The following is an 18,793-nucleotide window of genomic DNA, read 5'->3' on the forward strand; positions in this document are numbered from 1 at the left end:
CGCGGTCACTCCACCACGACCGCGCTGCTGCCTCCACCGGCGGGTCGCACCAGCACCTTGGTCGCGATCCGCTCGGTCATCTCCTGCACGTGCGAGATCACGCCGACCTTGCGGCCCATCGACTGCAGCGCATCCAGGGCGTCCATCGCCACCCCGAGCGTTTCGCTGTCGAGGCTGCCGAAGCCCTCGTCGATGAACAGCGATTCGACCCGCACCCGGTTCGAGGACAGCGAGGCCAGACCCAGCGCCAGCGCCAGCGACACCAGGAACGATTCGCCGCCCGACAGGGAGTTCACCGAACGCACTTCGCCGCCCATGTCCTGGTCGCGCACCATCAGCGCCAGTGACGGCATGCCCTGGTAGCTGACGCGCTCCAGGCGGTAGCGCCGGGCCAGCTGCGTCAGGTGTTCATTGGCATAGCCGAGCAGCACGTCCAGCGTGAATTGCTGGGCGTAGTTGCGGAACTTCTTGCCGTCGCTGGAGCCGATCAGCTCCGACAGCTTGCCCCAGCGCTGCTCGACCGACTGCTGGCGCTCGATCTCGGCCAGGCTCGATTCGGCCTGGCGCCGTCGCTCGTCGTCCTGCATCGCGCGCAGGCGCAGCGCGGTCGCCGCTTCGATCGACGCCTGGCGCTCGACGACCAGCGCGTCGACCATCGCCTGGATGACCTCCATCGGCTGGCCGTCCGGCGGCGCCGACTCGAGATGCGCCGCACGCTGGGCGCGCCGTTCGGCCAGGATCGTGGTGGCATTGGCGACCCCGGTCTCGATGGCGTTCAGCGCGCTGCGCTCCTGCGCCAGCCAGGCGGCGCCGACCTGCAGCAGCCGCGCCAGTTCGTCGGTATCCGCGATGTCGTCGAGGCCATCGGCCTGGCGCCGGTAGTCTTCCAGCCAGTCGGCGAGTCGCGCGCTGGCCGTGGCGCCGGACTGGTCGAGTTCCGCGATGCGCTCGATCAGCTGGGCCTGCGCGGTGCGGGCCCGGGTCTCGGCCTGGGCCGCCTCATTGGCGGCCTGCTGGCGCGCCGCGACCTGCTCGCGCGCGCCGCTCACGGCGGCGCTCAGTTCGCGTTCGACTTCGCTTGCGGCGCGCCCTTGCCACAGGGCGGCGCGCGCCGCGCGTTTGGCGCTCGACTCGGCGTCGATGCGCTCGAATTCGGCTGCCAGCCTGGCCCCCGCCGCGTCGATCTCGCCGATGCGCGCCTGGAGCGCGCCTGCTTCGACCTCCAGGGTCGCGCTCGCGGCGGCGCCGCGCGCCTGGGCCTCGGTCTGCTCGCGCCATCCGGCGGCTTCCGTGGCGCGGGCCTGGCTCCAGCCGGCCGGATCGCGGCGCCATGCCGTCTGCCAGCCGTCGCCGTGGGCGGCGGCCATGGCAGGATCGAGCTCGGCCAGCAGCGCATGCAGCTGCGTGGTTGCCGCCTGCTGGCCGGCGTCCAGTGTTTTCAGCTCGTTCTGCAGGCGGCTCGTCGTGTCGCGCTCGGCCTCGGCATTCTTGCGCAACCCGGCCAGCACCGATTGCGCGCCGTCGACGTCGCGCTGGGCCGCGTCGCGCGCGCTGGCGGCGGCGCGCCAGGCCTGTTCGCGGCGCGCCAGCGCATCGAGGGCTTCGCGCACGGCGCCTCGTTGGGCGCCGAACCAGTCGCCACGTTCCGGTTCGCCCGGCGCCTCGGCCGCCAGTGGATCGGCTTCCCAGGCATCAAGCAGGCGGGCGACGCGCAGATCGAGCGCCGTGCGGTCCTGGGACAGCGCCGCCAGGCGTTCCCGGGCGGCGGCGAGGGCGGCGCCGTGGCTCGCCTGCAGCGCGCCATTCTCGCGCACGCCCGCGCGGCAACCGTCGACTTCGGCCCGCAGGCCGGTCAACATCGCCTTCAGCGTCGCATCCTGGTGGGCGTATGGGTGTTCAAACGCGCCGCACACGGGGCAGGGATCGTCGTCGACCAGGTTCGCGCGCAGTTGCTCCACATTGGCGGCGCACGCCAGTTCGGCGGCGCTCAGCGAGCGTTCGGCCTGCGCCATCGCCGCTTCCAGTGCCGGCGCGGCGGCGCGCGCCTCCTGCAGGGCGCGTTCGGCGCCGGCCGCAGCGGTTGCTGCGCGCTCGGATTCGCGCGCGAGTCCGGCCAGCGTATCGCGCGCCGCCGACAAGTCGAGCCAGGCGCGTTCGGCCGCCGCCAGCCGTTCGCGGCGGCCTTCCAGCTGCTGGCGTTCGGCGCCGATCGCCTCGGCATCGAACTCCCCGAGCGCCGCCATCGCCGCGCGCCGGTTCGCTTCCAATGCGTCCAGACGTTCGATGGCCTGCGCCAGAGCGCTCGCCGCCTGGGTATCACGTCCGGCCGCCTGGTCGGCCGCCGTGCGGGTTGCCGCCAGCGCCGTTTTGCCGGCGGCCAGCGCGGCTTGCGCCTGGCCGGCCTGGCGCAGCAGGCGTTCCCACTGCGGCCAGCCGGTGGCCACGGCTTCGTGCCGGGACTGGGCTGCCAGCCATGCGGCGGCGCCCTCGACCAGGCCGCGTGCGCGTGCGAGTTCTTCCGACTTCGCCCCATGCTGCGCGCGCGCCTCACGGGCTTGCTGGCGCGCCGCTTCCAGCGCACTTTTTGCCTGGGCGTGGCCGGGAGCGAGCGCTTCCAGCGCCGCATCCAGGGCCTTGGCCTGGTCCAGTTGCGGGCCGGCGGCGCGCAGTTGTTCTTCGACGGCGTCGAGACGTGCGATGGCGGCGTCGACTTCGGCGTTGCTCGCGCGGCGCGCTTCGAGCGCCCCCGCCAGCTCGCCTTCCAGCTTGGCGACGGAAGAATGGGCCTGGCGCCGCTCGGCTTCCAGGCGCTGGACCTCGACCGCCAGCGGCCGCGCGGGCTGCACCGCTTCCAGCGTGGCCAGGCGCTGGCGGCGTTCGGCCGCCGCGGCACGCTCGCCGTTGGCGGCGGCGAGGGCTTCCTCGGCCTGGGCCTGGCCGCGCCCGAGCTTGTCGAGCTCCTGGTGCCAGCGCAGCTGCTGTTCCAGCAGGGTGTAGCGGCTGTCGAGCGCTTCACGTGCGGCTTCGGCGGCGCTGCGCTCGAGGTCGAGCTGGGCGCGTTCCTCCGGCGCCAGTGGCGCCACATTGGCGAGCTTGGCCTGCAGCACCTGGGTGCGCTGCTGTTCGAGCTTGTAGCGCTCGAAGGCGCGGCGCGAGATCTCGCTGTAGACCGTGGTGCCGGTCAGGGTCTCGAGCAACTCACCGCGCTCGTTCTCGTCGGTTTTCAGAAAGGCCGAGAACTCGTTCTGGGCCAGCAGCACGGCGCGCGTAAACTGCTCGAACGACAGGCCGATGCGCTGGACGATCTCCGCCGCCACCTCGGTCTTGGTGCCGCCGATCGGCACGAGTTCCGGCAGGCGGTGCAGGCTCATCTTGGCAGGCTGCAGCGCGCCGCCCGGCTTGCCGTAGGAACGGCGCACGCTCCAGCGCGCGCGATAGCGGCCGTCGTCGCTGCCGACGAAGTCGACTTCGGCCCAGGCCTCGGCCGCGCCGCGCCGCAGCAGGGTGCGCGGGTCGAGCGCCGAGACGGTGTCGCCGCCGACGTCCGGCAACTGGCTGCCGGCGCGCTTGAGCATGCGCGGGGTCGCGTCGTACAGCGCCAGGCACAGGGCGTCGAGCAGGGTGCTTTTTCCCGCGCCGGTCGGGCCGCTGATGGCGAACAGGCCGGTGGTGGCCAGCGGTCCGGATTCGAAGTCGACTGCGAATTCGCCCGCCAGCGAGGCCAGGTTCTTGCCGCTGATACGGAGAATTTTCATGGCGCGTCTCCTTCCACGGCGTGGAACAGTTCGGCGAATGACTCGATCTGTTCGGGCGGCGCCTCGTCGCCATATTTTTGCCGCCACAGGCGGCGGAAGATGTCGTCCGGCTGCAGCTGCGCCAGCTGGTCCAGGCTCAGGGCGTCGGCCTCGTCGGACGCCGCGACCAGCTTGCGCGTCGGCTCGATCTTGGCCAGCCGCACCGGCTTGCCCGCCAGGGCCGCCTCGACGCGGGCGCGCAGGCCCGGCTCGGGGCCGTCCAGCAGCACCCGCACCTCCAGATAAGGCCAGGCCTGCTGCGGCAGATCCGCGTCCAGTTCCAATGCTTCCAGCGCCGCCAGCGCCTCTTCCAGTGGCGCGGGAAGGGCCGGCACGCGCAGCAGTTGCACCGGACGCGGTACATATAGAGGTGTTACTACGGCGGGACTGGCGCCATCGAGATCGATGCGCAGCACCTGGTGCTGGTAGCCGACTTCGGAGAACGACAGCGGCAGCGGGCTGCCGCAATAGCGCACGTGTTCGAGGCCGCCGACGCGCTGGGCCAGGTGCAGGTGGCCCAGGGCCGCATAGGCGATGCCGGCGTCGAACATGCTGACCGGCAGGGCTTCGCTGCCGCCGATCACGATGCGGCGCTCGGAGTCTTCGGACGCCTGGCCCTTGGCCATATGGCAGTGGCCCATGGCGACGATGGCCTGGCCTTCGGCCGCCCGTTCGCGCGCCAGCGCATGCGCCTGGCGGTAGAGCAGGGCGGTGCCGTGCTGGTAGGGGTCGCGCACGCTGTCTTCGGCCGCTTGCTCGCCTTCGGCGGCGCGCAGGCGCGGCAGGTCGCCCGGACGCAGGAAGGGCACGGCCAGGCACCAGGCCGCCGTGTTGCCGTCGCGGTCCGAGAGCGGCACCAGCAGGCGCTCCAGGTCGATCTCGCCGTCGCCGCGGCGCAGGACGTTGCCGACCACGATCGTGCCATGGGCTTCCAGCAGCGGCGTCGGCGCTTCCAGCCGGCCGGGCGAGTCGTGGTTACCGGCGATGACCACCACCTGCAGCTGCGGCGCGCGGGTGCGCGCCTGCTGCAGGAAGCGGTACAGCTGGCGCTGGGCGCTCGAGGACGGATTGGCGGTGTCGAAGATGTCGCCCGCGATCAGGAGCACGTCGATGCGCTCCTCCACCAGCGTGTCGGCCAGCCAGTCGAGGAAGCACTGGTGTTCGTAGGTCCGGTCGTGATTGTGCAGGGTCTGGCCGAGGTGCCAGTCGGAGGTGTGCAGCAGCCGCATGAGAGACTCGAGAAAAGTGGAACGACAAATCGGCGCCTACTATAACGCAGCCGGCCGCTCGCCTGCTGGAGATTACTCCGGGCGATTGACGCGGTCTTGCCCGGACGGTCAAAATGGCCGAATGAGCGAACTCACCCTGTCGATCGGCGCCGCGCGCGCCCTGCACCTGGCGGCCCAGGGCTTGACCACGCCGCGCCGCCGCGCCAACAAGGACGACGTGCTGGCCGCGATCCGGCGCATGCGCATGCTGCAGATCGACACCATCAGCGTGGTCGCGCGCAGTCCCTACCTGGTGTTGTGGAGCCGGCTGGGAGACTACGATCCCGCCTGGCTCGACGAGCTGCTGGCCGAGGGCCACCTGTTCGAATACTGGGCCCACGAAGCCTGCTTCCTGCCGATCGAGGACTACGGCCTGTACCGACACCGCATGCTCGATCCGGAAGCGATGGGCTGGAAATATTCGGCGCGCTGGATGCGCGAGCGCGCCGACGAAGTGGCGCAGCTGGTCGAGCACATCCGCGCCAGCGGGCCGGTGCGGGCCGCCGACTTCGCGCGCCAGGACGGCAAGTCGGGCGGCTGGTGGGAATGGAAGCCCGAGAAGCGCTCGCTCGAAGTGCTGTTCACGGCCGGCGCCCTGATGATCGCGCGCCGTCACAACTTCCAGCGAGTGTACGACCTGGCCGAGCGCGTCCATCCGACCTGGCATGACGACCGCATGCCGGCGCTGGATGCTGTGCAGCGGGAATTCGCCCTGCGTACCGTGCACGCCCTCGGCCTGGCGCGCGCGGCATGGATCCCGGACTATCACCGCACGCGCCGGCCGCACGTCAATCCGGCGCAGTTGGCGGACGAAGGACTGCTCATCAAGGCCAGCGTCGAGGGCTGGCGCGACCCGGTCTACATCCATCCCGAGCAACTGGCGCTGGCGCAGCAGGCGGTGGACGGTAAGCTGGCGCCGCGCCTGACCACCGTGCTCTCGCCGTTCGACCCGGTGGTCTGGGACCGCCGCCGCGCCCTCGAGCTGTTCGACTTCGATTACCGGCTCGAGTGCTATACCCCGGCGCCGAAGCGCCGCTACGGCTATTTCACGCTGCCGATCCTGCGCCGCGGCGCCCTGGTCGGCCGCATCGACGCCAAGGCGCACCGCAAGCAGGGCGTGTTCGAACTGCGCAGCGTGGCGCTGGAGCCCGGCCTGCGTCTGAGCGCGAGCCTGGCGCGTGACGTCGCCGGGGCGGTGATCCGCTGCGCCGGCTGGCATGGCTGCCCACGGATCACGGTGGTAGGCAGCGACCCGGCCGCTTTCGGTAGCATCTTGGAAGAGTATTTTGTGGAGGAAATTAGCCCCGTCTGACCTCGCTCGCATCGTGAAATCGGGTTTGAGAAATGTCAAACCCGCCCACCTTCTTCTCTCTACACTACGAAGTTCCTGTCGGCCGGCACATAAACAAACAATAGCCGGCTACCCCTATAAAGCATCCCCGACCGTTCCAGGCGTGGACCATCCACGCGCGCCGGAGGAGCAGCCGGAGGAGCAAATTGAGAGGAGACACCATGCTGACATCAACCTATACGCTGGTCGCCTTGTCCGTCGAGCAGGCACGCACGCGGATCGAGGTGCAGGCGTTGCTCGAACGCTGGCGACCTTGCGCCTGGTGGGGCGAACCGCCCGCCATGCGCCAGTACGAACAGGCTTGCGAAGCGCTGCGCCAGGTCTGCGAGGCCTGCCACTGGCGCAAGCTCGACAAGTTCGTGCTGCCGGCGCTGCGCCGCCGCGGCGAGGATGCCGCCCGGCTGGTGGACGAGCTCGATGGGTTGAGCCGGCAGGCGCTCGAAGCGCGCCAGGCGGCGCAGGCGGCCGCCGTCGACGGCGATCCCGGCTGCCTGGCGGCTCTCGAGCGCTGCTGCGAGCTGCTGCTCGAACGCCTAGACCGCGAAGAGCGCGAGCTGCTGCCGCTGGCGCGCACCATGATCCCGGGCGAGACCTGGTTCGCCATCGCTAACCAGATGCTGGCGCATGACGCCCACCAGAGCGAGAACCGAGGTGAAACACGTGGCGACATGGGTGTGCTGCGCGGCCTGCCGCCGCCTGAGCTTTCTTCAAGGAAAAATCGGCTTTGCCATTCGTAAATTGCCGCTCGTAAACTGAGGAGGGTAGCCAGGCCGGACATGCCAATCGATACCGACGTTCTTTGCTATGATGGGAGTTTTGGAAGTGCGATTTCATCATGTTCGAATTCCTATTCAAGCGGCAGGGCGGGAAATCGGCCACGTCCGGCGACAGGCCGGAGGCCAGGCCTGCCGCGGCGAAGGCTTCCGCGGCGGCCGGCGCCAGGCCCGGCGCCGGCAAGTCGGGCAGTGTGGCGTCTTCTCCAGCACCTGCCCCTGATGCCCAGGGTGCACGTGCGGCGCTCGCCGATGCCCGCGAGCGCCAGGCCGAACGGCTCAAGCAATTAGGCGCCGACGAAGCGGCTGCCGTCGATTTCATCCTCCAATCCGAATTCTCCGAACTGCGTCTCGCCGCGGCCGAACTGGTCCACGCACGCGAGCACCTCGAGCGCGTGCACACGGCGATGCGTAACGTCGACCGCCGCGTCGCCAAGCTGGTGCAGGGCAGGCTGGATGCGATCCGCCACCACGAATCCGAGCTGCGCCGCGGCGAAGAAGCGCTGGCCCAGGCCAGGTCGCTGCTGAACGATGCCCTCCTGACCCCGAACCACGTGGCCGAGCTGGACCGCAAATGGTCGGTCATCCGCGCGCCCGAGCTGGCGCCCGACTTCGACACGGTGCGCGCCGAGCTCGGCCGCCGCCTCGAATCGCAGGTGGTGCTGCAACGCGCCATGATCGACCGCCTGGGCGTCTTGCGCGCCCTCGAGGCGGGCGGGCTGGACGCGGCGGCGCTGGCCGCGCGCCTGGCCGAACTGCAGCAGGAGCAGGAGGCGGCCCTGGTCGATCCCGGCCACGCCTCGCTGCCGCGCGCCCTGGTGGCCGAATTCGCGACCGAGCACGCGCGCCTGACGGCCGGCCTGGCGACGATCGAGCAAGACCAGGCCTCGCTGGCCGCACGCGAGGCGGCCCTGGCCGCATGGCAGGCCCAGGCCCCGGCCGAACTCAAGCAGGAAGCGCTGCGCAGGGAGTGGCAGCGCCTGCCCGCCTTGCCGGCGAACGCCGCTGGCGGCGCCCTGCAGGAGCGCTTCCACGCGCTGCTCGCGAGCCTGCCGCAGGAAACGCGCCAGTCCAAGCCGGCTCCGACGGTGAAAGAGGGCGTCAAGGACGGCGCCAAAGAAGGCGCCAGGCCGGCCGCGCGCGGCGCCGACCAGGCATTCCTCGACAATATGGATGCGCTCGAAGCCGCCTTGCAGCAGGGCTCGCTCGGCACCGCCGCCGAGCTCGACAAGGCGCTGAAGGAAGCCAAGGACAAGGGCATGCGCCTCTCTGCGCCGCAAGCCGACCGCCTGGCCCATCTGCGCGCCGAGCTCAAGCGGTTGTCGGACTGGGCGCGCTGGGGCGGCAACGTCTCGCGCGAAGAACTGATCAAGACGGTCGAATCGCTGCCGACGCAGGGCTTGGCGATGGCCGAGCTGGCCAAGAAGGTGGGCAGCATGCGCGACCGCTGGAAAGCCCTGGACAGCCTGTCCGGCCCGGCGCCGCGCAGCCTGTGGGAGCGCTTCAACGCCGCCTGCAGCGCCGCCTATGCGCCGGCCGCGGCCCACTTCAGGCAGCTGGCCGACGAACGCCACGCCAACGCGGCGCGCGGCCAGGCCCTGGTCGAGGAAGCGCAGGCCGAGATCGGGCGCCTGCAATCGGGCGAGGCCGACTGGAAACACGTGTCCGGCACCGTGCAGCGCCTGCGCACCGCCTGGAGCCACCTGGGCGCGGTCGATCGCAAGGAAAAGAAGCGCCTGGACGCGCTGTTCGCCGACGCCTTGACCACCCTGCAGCGCCCATTGGAAGACCAGCGCAAGGTCGAGATCGCGGTGCGCGAGCAGCTGATCGAAGAGGTGCGCAAGCTCGACCCGCACGAACGCCATGCCGTGGACATGCTGCGCGAGCTGCAGGCGCGCTGGCAGGAACATGCGCGCGCGCTGCCGCTCGAGCGCAAGGCCGAGCAGGCGCTGTGGCAGCGCTTCCGCGGCGCCTGCGACGCGCTGTTCGCCGCGCGCAAGGAGCAGGCGCACGCGCTTGATAGCGAGCGCCGCGCCCACGAGAGCGCCAAGGAAGCCCTGTGCGAGCGCCTGGAGGCGGCTGCGCCGGATGCCACGCCTGCCAACGTCGGCAAGCTGCTGCGCGAGGCGGCCGCCGAATGGCAGGCGATCGGCCCGGTGCCGCGCGCCCACGAGGCGCGCATCGACAGGCGCTATCACGCCGCCATCGCCAAGGTCCAGCAGCACGCCGACGCCGCCCGCCGCGCCCAGGATACGGCGCTGGCCGGGGCCGTGCGCGACAAGCTGCGCCTGGTCCAGGCGCTCGAGACGGCGCTGGCCAATCCGGCAGCGCATACCCAGGCCTCGGACTGGCGCGGGCGTTGGGACGCCATGCTGGCGCTGGACGGCGGCTACGAGCCGATCCTGCGCGCGCGCTACGACGCCGCCCTGGCGGCCCTGGAGGCGTCGGAGGGCGAACGCGCCGCCTACGTGCGCCAGATGGAAGAGAACCGTGAACGCCTGCTGAACGACTTGTTGCGCCTGGAAATCGCGGCCGGCATCGACAGCGGCCCCGAGTTCGCGCGCGAACGCCTGCGCCTGCAGGTCGAGGTGCTGCAAAGCTCCCTCAAGTCGGGCCAGAAGCCGGGCGCGCAAGCGGCCGAGCTGCGCGCGCTGCTGGCGCTGCCGGCCCTGCTCGACGTGCGCCTCGAGACCCGTATCGAACACCTGTTGTTGCGCCAGCCGAAGGACCATTCATGAACGAAGTAAGGGTGCAAAGCGGGGATTTCGACCTCGGCCAGGAAGTGGCGCGCCTGCGCGCCGGCGATGCGCGCATCGGCGCCGTGGTGTCTTTCGTCGGCACCGTGCGCGACCTGAATGACGGCGCCAGGGTCTCCGAGATGGAGCTGGAACACTATCCGGGCATGACAGAAAAATCGCTGGAAGCGATCGCCGCGCGCGCCTGCGAACGCTGGCCCCTGTACGGGACCCTGGTCATCCACCGCGTCGGCCCGCTGGCGCCGCTGGACCAGATCGTGCTGGTGGCCTGCAGCGCCGCCCATCGTGGCGACGCCTTCGCGGCCTGCGAGTTCATCATGGACTACCTCAAGACCGAGGCCCCGTTCTGGAAGAAGGAGCAGACGCCGGACGGCGCGCGCTGGGTCGATGCCCGCGTCACCGACGACACCGCGAAGGCCAGGTGGGAAGCGCCCTGAGCTTCGCCGCGATCGGCCTGGGCGCCGCGCTCGGCGCCTGGCTGCGCTGGGGCCTGGGGCTGTGGCTGGGCGGCCTGCACGGCTTCGTGCAGGTCGGGACCCTGGCGGCCAACCTGGTCGGCGGCTTTCTTGTCGGCCTGGCACTCGGCTTCTTCGCCGACCAGCCGCAGCTGGCGCCCGAGTGGCGGCTGTTCGTCATCACCGGCTTCCTGGGCGGGCTGACCACGTTTTCCAGCTTCTCGGGTGAATCGGTGCTGCTGCTCCAGCGCGGTGAGGTCGGCTGGGCGCTGGCGCATACGGCGCTGCACCTGGCCGGCTCGCTGCTGCTGTGCGCGGCCGGCTTCGCCACCTGGCGCATGCTGCGTGGCTGAACCCTCCGAACCAGCCGCGCCGATCGCGCTCGGGCGCCGCATCGATGCCGCCATCGCCCTGGTCCGGCAGGGCGCGTTCCGGGATGCGCTGGCGTCGGTGGACGATCTGCTGGACGGCGCGGCCGCCAACGTCGATGCCCTGAACCTGGCGGCCGCCTGCGCGCTGGCGCTCGGCCAGCCGCTCGAGGCCGAGCGCCGCTGGCGCCAGGCGCTGGCGCTGCAGCCCGGCCATGCGGCATGCCTCGACAATCTCCGCATCCTGCTGCAGGAGCAGGCCGACGGCCTGCAGCGGCAGGGGCGGCGCGCCGAGGCCGAGGCACGCTACCTGGCCGCCCTCGAACTGCAGCCCGACCAGCCCGAACTGCACAACAACCTGGCCGTGCTGTACGCCGGCGCCGGCCATCCCGACCCGGCCGAAGCCCATTACCGGCGCGCGCTGGACCTGCGCCCCGGCTACGCCGAGGCCTGGCACAACCTGGGCCTGCTGTACACGGCGCGGCGCCGCCTGCCGGACGCCGAGGCGGCGCTGCGCGAATACGTGGCGCTGCGGCCGCACGATCCGGAAGGCCTCAATTCGCTGGGCAATGTGTGCCAATACCTGCACCGTGTGCCGGACGCGGAGGCGCTCTACCGCCAGGCGCTGGCGCTCGCCCCGCGCAATGCCCGCACCCTGAACAACCTCGGCGCGCTGCTGCAGCGCGAAGGCCTCGCCACGCAGGCCGAGGCGTCCTACCGCCAGGCGATCGCGGCCGATCCCGACTATCCGGAAGCGCGCTGGAACCTGGGATTCCTGCTGCTGTCGCGCGGTCGCCTGGAAGAGGGCTGGCCCTGGATGGAAGCGCGCTACGATCCGGCGCTGGCGCGTCCGATCGCGACCGCGCCGCAGCTCGGCTGCCCGCAATGGCGGGGCGAGCCCCTGGCCGGCCGCAGCATCGTGGTGTGGCCTGAGCAAGGCTTCGGCGACACCGTCCAGTTCGTGCGCTATCTGCCGCTGTTGAAGGCGGCCGGCGCCGGCCGGGTCACCCTGGTATGCCAGGATGCCTTGCTGCCGCTGCTCGGCGCGGTGGCCGGCGCGGACCGGGTGCTGGGCCTGGGCGCGGCGGCGGGCCTGCCGCCGCACGATTGTTGGGTCTTTCTCCTGAGCCTGCCGCTGCATGCGCAGACCTCGCTGGCGACGATCCCGGCGGCGCTGCCCTATCTGGCGCCGGATCCGGCGCGCGCGCGGGATTGGCGCGCGCGGCTGGGACCGGACGCCGCCGGCTTGCGGGTGGGCCTGGCATGGCGCGGATTCGGCGGCCACGTCAACGACGCCAACCGATCGCTGCCCGGCGTGGACTGCCTGGCGCCGTTGCTGGCCGTGCCGGGCGTGCGCTTCTTCAGCCTGCAGCGGGGCATGGAGGCCGGCGCGGGCGAAGCGTTGCCGGTGCAGCTGGCCGACCTCGGTCCTGAGATAAACGACTTCGGCGACACCGCCGCCATCGTGTCCGCGCTCGACCTGGTGATCTGCGTCGACACCGCCGTGGCCCACGTGGCCGGCGCGCTGGGCAAGCCGTGCTGGGTGTTGCTGCCGGCTGTGCATCCGGACTGGCGCTGGATGGAAGGGCGCTTTGACACGCCCTGGTATCCCGGCGTGATGCGCCTGTATCGCCAGGCGGCGGCAGGCGACTGGGACACGGCGGTGCGCAAGGTCGCCGCTGACCTGAGCAGTTGGGTAATTTCTCACGTGAAATAATGTGTATTTTCGTGAGGAAACCTCGGGTTCGACGTCACAAACTGTGGTGAAAATGCACACTGCATGCACCAATGCGACCTTGTCGGCATTTAGTGTTGTTCAGCGGCATTGTTTCCGTTGAATAATATCGGTTTTACGGCTTTCGCCGTCTTCGCCATTAACCGATATTGCCATGAACCATATCTACCGCCTCGTCTGGAACAAGAAACGCCATATGCTGATGGCCGTCGCCGAAGTCGCCAGCACGAACGGCAAGGAAACCGGAAGCGACGCCGGCGTGCGGCGCGACGTGGCGCGGGCGGACCAGGGCTTCTCCGGCGCGCGCACCCTGCTGGCGGCGGCCGTCGCGGCGCTGTTCCCGATCCTGGCGCTGGCGCAGAACGGCGGCCCCTACGACACCCGTCACATCGCCGAGCTGACCAGGTTGACCCTGAACGATGGGGATGACTCGAACGCTCAGGCCGCCGGCTGGCATATCGACAATAACGGCGAACTCGACATCTCGGCGACGGATACCGGCACCAGCCTGCAGAGCCTGTCGGGTTCCGGCACCGTGCTGCTGGGCGAACGCCTGCTCACGCTCACCAATGCGAGCCCGGACCATGTCTTCCTGGGCAGCATCCAGGGTTCCGGCGGCCTGCTCCTGGCCGGCGGCATCGGCATGCTCGGCGGCCTCAACGAGTACGAGGGCGCCACGACGATCAACCAGGGCGCGAGCCTGGCCCTGTCCGGCTCGGGCAGCATCGCGCTCTCGAGCGGCGTGCTCAATAACGGACAGTTCGACATCTCGGCCGCCGACAAGGACGTCGGCATCCGTTCCCTGTCCGGCAGCAATTCGGGCAGTGTGGTGCTCGGCGGACGGACCCTGGTCCTGAGCGCCGCCAGCGGCCAGTATGCGGGCGCGATCACCGGCGCGGGCGGCCTGACGGTCGAGGGCGGCAACGAAGTGCTCAGCGGCGTCAACCGTTACACGGGCGCCACCACGGTCGCCGAAGGCGCTCGCCTGGCCCTGACGGGCAGCGGCAGCATCGCCGACTCGCGCGGCGCTGCCATCGACGGCACGCTCGACCTGACGATGGCGGATGGCGATACCGCACTGGGCGCGCTGTCCGGCTCCGGCGCCGTGCTGCTGGGCGGCGGCGCACTCGAGCTGACCGGCCACGGCAGCAACTTCGGCGGCCGCATCGTCGGCGATGGCGGCCTGAGCGTGAGCCAGGGCACCCATATCCTGGGCGCTGCCACTGAATACACGGGCGCGACCAGCATCGGCCCCGACGGCACCCTGGCCCTGAGCGGCAGCGGCGCCATCGCCATGTCGAGCGGCCTGTTCAACAACGGCGTGTTCGACATCTCGGCAAGCCATGACGGCGCCCAGGTCAAGAATATGGTGGGCAATGGCGCGGTCTGGCTGGGCGGCAAGACGCTGACCTTGACCAATGCTGGCGGACAATTTGACGGCAGCATACACGGCTCGGGCGGCCTGGCGATCGCCGGCGGCTATGCGACCCTGACCGCAGCCCAGCACTATACCGGCGATACCACGATCGCGCAGCAGGCCGTGCTGTCGCTGACCGAGCAGGCCAGCCTTGCCGCGTCGCGCGAAGTGGCGGTCGACGGCACCCTCTACTTTGCCCAGCCAGGCCTGGATACCCGGCTGCAGTCGCTGTCCGGCTCGGGCACGGTGATCCTGAATGACGACAGCTTGGTGTTGACCTCCGCCCACAGCCGTTTCGACGGCGCCATCCAGGGCGCGGCGGGGCTGGCGGTGGCGAATGGCACCCAGACCCTGAACGGCGAGAACGGGTACAACGGCGTAACCCGGATCGACGACGGCGCCGGGCTGGCGCTGGGCAGTTCCGGCAGCATCGCCTTCTCGAGCGACGTGGTGGCCGATGGCCGGTTCGACGTCTCGCAGGCCAGCAACGGCGCGCAGATCACGACCCTGTCCGGCTCGGGCGCGGTATTGCTGGGCGGCCAGGTCCTGACCTTGACCCAAGCCAGCGGCAATTTCTCGGGCAGCATCCAGGGCTCGGGCGGCCTGGCCATCGCCGCCGGCCATGAAATCCTCAGCGGCGCCAATACCTATAGCGGCGACACGGTGCTGGCGCAAGGCGCCCGCCTGACGCTGGAAGGCGAGGGCAGCATCGCCAACAGCCGCCTGGTGCTCGACGGTAACCGCTTCGACATCGCCGCCACCGATGGCGGCGCCGCCGTCAAGAGCCTGTCCGGCTCGGGCTCGGTGATCCTGGGCGACCAGACGCTGACCATCACCGGCGCCGGCGACACCTTCACCGGCAATATCCGTGGCTCGGGCGGCCTGGCCATCACCGGCGGCGCCCAGGTGCTGGATACCCACCTGAGCGTGTTCCGCGGCGCGACCACGATCGCGAGCGGCGCCACCCTGGGCCTGGCCGGCCAGGGCAGCGGCGGCCTGGCGATGTCGAGCGGCGTGCTGGTCAACGGCACGCTCGACATCGCGGCCATGGAGACGGGCGCGGAAATCCGGACGCTGTCCGGCGCCGGCGCCGTCAACCTGGGCAGCAAGACCCTGACCCTGACGAATGCCAGCGGTCATTTCTCGGGCACGATCGCCGGTTCGGGCGGCCTGGAACTGGCGGCCGGCCGTGAAATCCTGAGCGGAAAAAATACCTATAGCGGCGACACCAGCATCGCGCGCGGCGCGACCCTGGCGCTGGCGGGAAACGGCAGCATCGCCAACAGCCGCGTCACCGGCGACGGCACGCTCGACATCGCGGCCAGCAATGGCGGCGCCGCCATCAAGAGCCTGGGTGGCTCAGGTGCCGTGCTGCTGGGCAGCCAGACCCTGACCCTGACCGGGGCCGGCGACACCTTCAGCGGCCGCATCGACGGCGCGGGCGGCCTTACCGTCGCCGGCGGCAGCGCGGTGCTGGCGGGCGACAACCGCTACACCGGCGCCACCAGGATCGGCGCCGGCGCCAGCCTGGCCCTGTCGGGTGGCAGCAATCTTGCCTCGTCGAGCGGCGTGCACGCCGACGGCACCTTCGACGTCAGCCGCGCGGACAGCGCCCAGATCAAGACGCTGTCCGGCGCCGGCGCAGTCCGTCTCGGCAACAATACTCTGCGCCTGAGCAATGCCAGCGGCACCTTCACCGGCGTCATCGGCGGCAACGGCGGCCTCGAGGTGGCGGCCGGCACCGAAACCCTGGGCGGCGCCAATACCTACCGCGGCGCCACCACCATCGGCCGCCAGGCCACGCTTGCGCTCTCCGGCAACGGCAGCATCGCCGACAGCCGGGTCGACGTCGCCGGCGCCTTCGATGTCTCGCGCAGCAACGGCAAGGCCGCGGTCAAGAGCCTGGCGGGCGCCGGCACCGTGCGGTTGGGCACGCAGACCCTGACCCTGACCGAGGCCGCGGATAGTTTCGGCGGCAATATCACCGGCGCCGGCGGCGTCAAGCTGGCGGGCGGCAAGCTGGGCTTCACCAGCGCCCAGGACTATACCGGCGCCACCGACATCGCCAAGGGGGCTACCCTGGCCCTGACGGGCAGGGGCGGCATCGCCGGCAGCGCGGTCGGCGTGGAGGGCGTGTTCGACGTCTCCGGCGCGACCGGCAAGGTCGCGATCGCTGGCCTGGGCGGCGCCGGCTCGGTCTTGCTCGGGGCGAACGACCTGAGCGTGACGCGGGCCAGCGGTTCCTTCAGCGGCATTCTCGCCGGCAACGGCGGCCTGAACCTCGACGGCGGCAAGCTGGCCCTGGTCGGCAACAACACCTACACCGGCAAGACCGTGGTCGCCAACGCCACCCTGCGCACGCTGGCCGACGCCAACCTGGGCCTGGGCCGCAGTGCGCTCGAACTGCGCGACGGCGCCTGGCAGACCGGCGCCGACATGACCCACACCCGCGGCCTGCTGCTGGCCGGACGCGGCACGGTCGACGTCGACGCCGCGACCACGCTGGTCGAGACCGGCAAGGTGGACGGCAGCGGCAAGCTGGTCAAGGATGGCGCCGGCACCCTGATCCTGCGCGGCACGCTGGCCAACGGCGGCGGCCTGCAAGTGAGCGGCGGCACCCTGGCCCTTGGGGCGGACAACAGCTACACGGGCGGCACCACGATCGGTTCCGGCGCCACCCTGCGCATCGACCGCGACGCCAACCTGGGCGCGGCCGGCAGCGGCCTGTTGCTCGACGGCGGCCGTCTGCAGACCACCGGCACGCTCGACTCGGCGCGCGGCATCGAGGTCACGGCGAAGAACGGCGTGATCGATACCGAAGGCGCCGACAGCGTCGTGACGCTGGACGGCAATATCAGCGGCGCCGGCCGCATCGTCAAGGACGGCGAAGGCACCCTGGTGCTGGCCGGCGACAACGCCGGCGGCCGTCTCGCCGCGAACCGGCCGGGCGACGGCTGGACCGGCGGCCTGACCATCAATTCGGGCCTGGTGAAGGTGACCAACTCCTGGGGGCTGGGCTGGGGCAGCGTGATGACCTTCAATTCGGGCACCATCCATGCCACGGTCGACATCCTGACCGGCCAGGACATCAATATGGGCCGCAAGACCGACATCAACGTCGATGCCGGCACCACCACCACGCTGGCGGGCGACCTGATCTCGACCGGCGCCGGCGACGGCTGCTTCAACAAGACCGGCCTGGGCACCCTGAACGTGACCGGCGCGGCGCGCATCGACGCCACCTGCGTCCTCGAGGGCAAGCTGCTGGCCAACGGCGTCTTCGCCAGCAAGGTGATGGTCGCCAAGGGCGCCACGCTGGGCGGCGCCGGCACGCTGCAGGGCGACGTGACCGTCCACGGCACCCTGTCGCCGGGTAACTCGCCGGGCATGCTGAGCGCCGATTCGAACATCACGATGGCTGCCGGCAGCACCTACAAGCAGGACATCGGCGGCGCCCGGCAGGCCGGCATGAACACGCCGATCGGGGCGGCCGGCCATTACTCCTTCCTGCACGTGGTCAACGGCAAGCGCTTCACGATCGAGTCCGGCGCCACGCTGGCGCCGGCGCTGAAGAACCTGTACACGCCCGGCCAGGCCGGCTACGGCTCGGCCCAGTTCGTGCCCGAGCTCGGCCAGAACTTCCTGATCCTGACCGCCGACGGCGGCATCGACGGCCGTTTCGACACCCTGGCGCAGCCGGAAGGCCTGGGCGCCAATACGCGCCTGGCGGCCTTCTACGACCATGGCGGCAACAACAGCATCGAGCTGAAAGTGCTGCCGGCCTCGTACGCCACCTGGGCCGGGGACGCGAGCGCCAACGCCCGTTCGGTGGGCGCCGCGCTCGACCGCATCGTCGACCTCGACCAGGCCGGCAAGGGCAGCGCCGCCCAGACCAGCCTGAGCTACCAGACCGGTTCGCGCAACGCGCAGCAGCTCGGCGGCGTGCTGCAGGGCCTGGCGGGCGAGGTGCACGGCGCGCTGGCGGCGGCCCTGCCGCAGGCCAACTGGGAACTGCAGCGCACCCTGCTGCAGCGCTCCGACAGCCAGGACGGGCGCGCGCTGTGGATCGACCTCGGCGCCGGCCGCGCCAAGTGGAAGGGCGGCGACGTCGCCTCGGATTTCGATGCCGACCGCGTGCAGGTCACGGTCGGCTTCGACCTGCTGAAAGAGCGCGATGTGCGCCTGGGCTTCGGCGCCAGCCACGCCAGCACCGACCTCGATGCGCTGGCCGGCAATGGCAAGCTGCGCCAGAACAAGGTGTTCGCCTATGGCGAGGCGGCCGCGGGCAAGGTCGTGTTCGACCTGCAGGGCAGCTATGGCCGCGACAAGACCGAAAGCCGGCGCGCCGATCCGCTCGACCCGGCGGCCGGCCTGGCCACGCGCGGCAGCGGCAACAGCGCGCTTCTGGGCGTCGGCGCCAGCCTGCCGACGCTGCTCGGGGGCGCCAGCTTCGCGCCGTTCGCCCGGGTGACGCTCCAGCGCGTCGAGCGCGATGCGTTGGCAGAAAGCCCGGCTTCGGTAGCGGCGCTGGCGCTGGACGAGTGGTCGGCCAACGGCGCCCGTGCGGTACTGGGCCTGTCCGGCGCGTCGCGCAATCTCGATCCGCTGCTGGCCTCGACCTGGCGCTTCAAGCTCGGCGCCGGCGTCGACGGCGGTGAACTGCTGCGTCCGGTACTCGGCGCCACCCTGGCCGGCGAGCGCATCGCGGTCGGCGCGCCGGACGTGGGCCGCGGTTTCGTGCAGGGCGGCGTCACCGGCACGGTCCAGCTCAGGAAGGGGGCCTATCTCTACTTCGGCGTGAGCGGCGAAGCACGCAGCGATTACCACACCGTGGGCGGCAACGCCGGCCTGCGCGGCGTGTTCTGATCGCCGCCGG

General features: G+C 70.9%; 9 protein-coding genes. 7 read left to right on the top strand and 2 right to left on the bottom strand.

From position 1 onward, the window contains the following. Window positions 1-5 precede the first annotated feature (5 nt). Window positions 6-3,755, bottom strand: coding sequence for an AAA family ATPase (locus J3U95_RS07090; protein WP_208277921.1), 3,750 nt, complete (start codon window positions 3,753-3,755; stop codon window positions 6-8). After that, on the bottom strand, window positions 3,752-5,023 hold the full coding sequence (locus J3U95_RS07095; RefSeq protein ID WP_208277922.1) for an exonuclease SbcCD subunit D C-terminal domain-containing protein: 1,272 nt from the start codon (window positions 5,021-5,023) through the stop codon (window positions 3,752-3,754). The genes J3U95_RS07090 and J3U95_RS07095 overlap by 4 nt, the downstream gene beginning before the upstream one ends. A 121-nt stretch (window positions 5,024-5,144) precedes the next feature. Between J3U95_RS07095 and J3U95_RS07100 the strand changes: the two genes are divergently transcribed. The 7 genes from J3U95_RS07100 (at window position 5,145) to J3U95_RS07130 (ending at window position 18,783) form a co-directional block, all read left to right on the top strand. Next, window positions 5,145-6,374 carry a winged helix-turn-helix domain-containing protein gene (locus tag J3U95_RS07100; protein ID WP_208277923.1) on the top strand — a complete coding sequence of 410 codons (1,230 nt, stop codon included), beginning with the start codon at window positions 5,145-5,147 and terminating at the stop codon, window positions 6,372-6,374. Between the two features lie 200 nt (window positions 6,375-6,574). Then, window positions 6,575-7,150, top strand: coding sequence for a hypothetical protein (locus J3U95_RS07105; RefSeq protein ID WP_208277924.1), 576 nt, complete (start codon window positions 6,575-6,577; stop codon window positions 7,148-7,150). A gap of 98 nt (window positions 7,151-7,248) precedes the next feature. Continuing rightward, entirely contained in the window at window positions 7,249-9,924 is a 2,676-nt protein-coding gene (locus J3U95_RS28505; protein WP_208277925.1) for a DUF349 domain-containing protein, read from the top strand. Beyond that, a complete protein-coding gene (locus J3U95_RS07115; protein WP_208277926.1) occupies window positions 9,921-10,379 on the top strand; it encodes a molybdenum cofactor biosynthesis protein MoaE in 459 nt (152 codons plus the stop codon). The genes J3U95_RS28505 and J3U95_RS07115 overlap by 4 nt, the downstream gene beginning before the upstream one ends. Beyond that, the gene (crcB, locus tag J3U95_RS07120; protein ID WP_370662045.1) at window positions 10,364-10,750 is read left to right on the top strand and encodes a fluoride efflux transporter CrcB; all 387 of its coding nucleotides are present in this window, start codon (window positions 10,364-10,366) and stop codon (window positions 10,748-10,750) included. Before J3U95_RS07115 ends, crcB begins: the two co-directional genes overlap by 16 nt. Then, window positions 10,743-12,482: a tetratricopeptide repeat protein gene (locus tag J3U95_RS07125; RefSeq protein WP_208277927.1), complete on the top strand. Its 1,740-nt coding sequence runs from the start codon at window positions 10,743-10,745 to the stop codon at window positions 12,480-12,482. Before crcB ends, J3U95_RS07125 begins: the two co-directional genes overlap by 8 nt. Before the next feature lie 172 nt (window positions 12,483-12,654). Next, window positions 12,655-18,783 (top strand): autotransporter-associated beta strand repeat-containing protein, encoded by a 6,129-nt coding sequence (locus tag J3U95_RS07130; RefSeq protein WP_208277928.1) that lies wholly within the window; start codon window positions 12,655-12,657, stop codon window positions 18,781-18,783. Window positions 18,784-18,793: the final 10 nt, after the last annotated feature.

This window comes from Massilia oculi, assembly GCF_017582745.1.
Taxonomy (GTDB): Bacteria; Pseudomonadota; Gammaproteobacteria; order Burkholderiales; family Burkholderiaceae_D; genus Telluria; species Telluria oculi_A.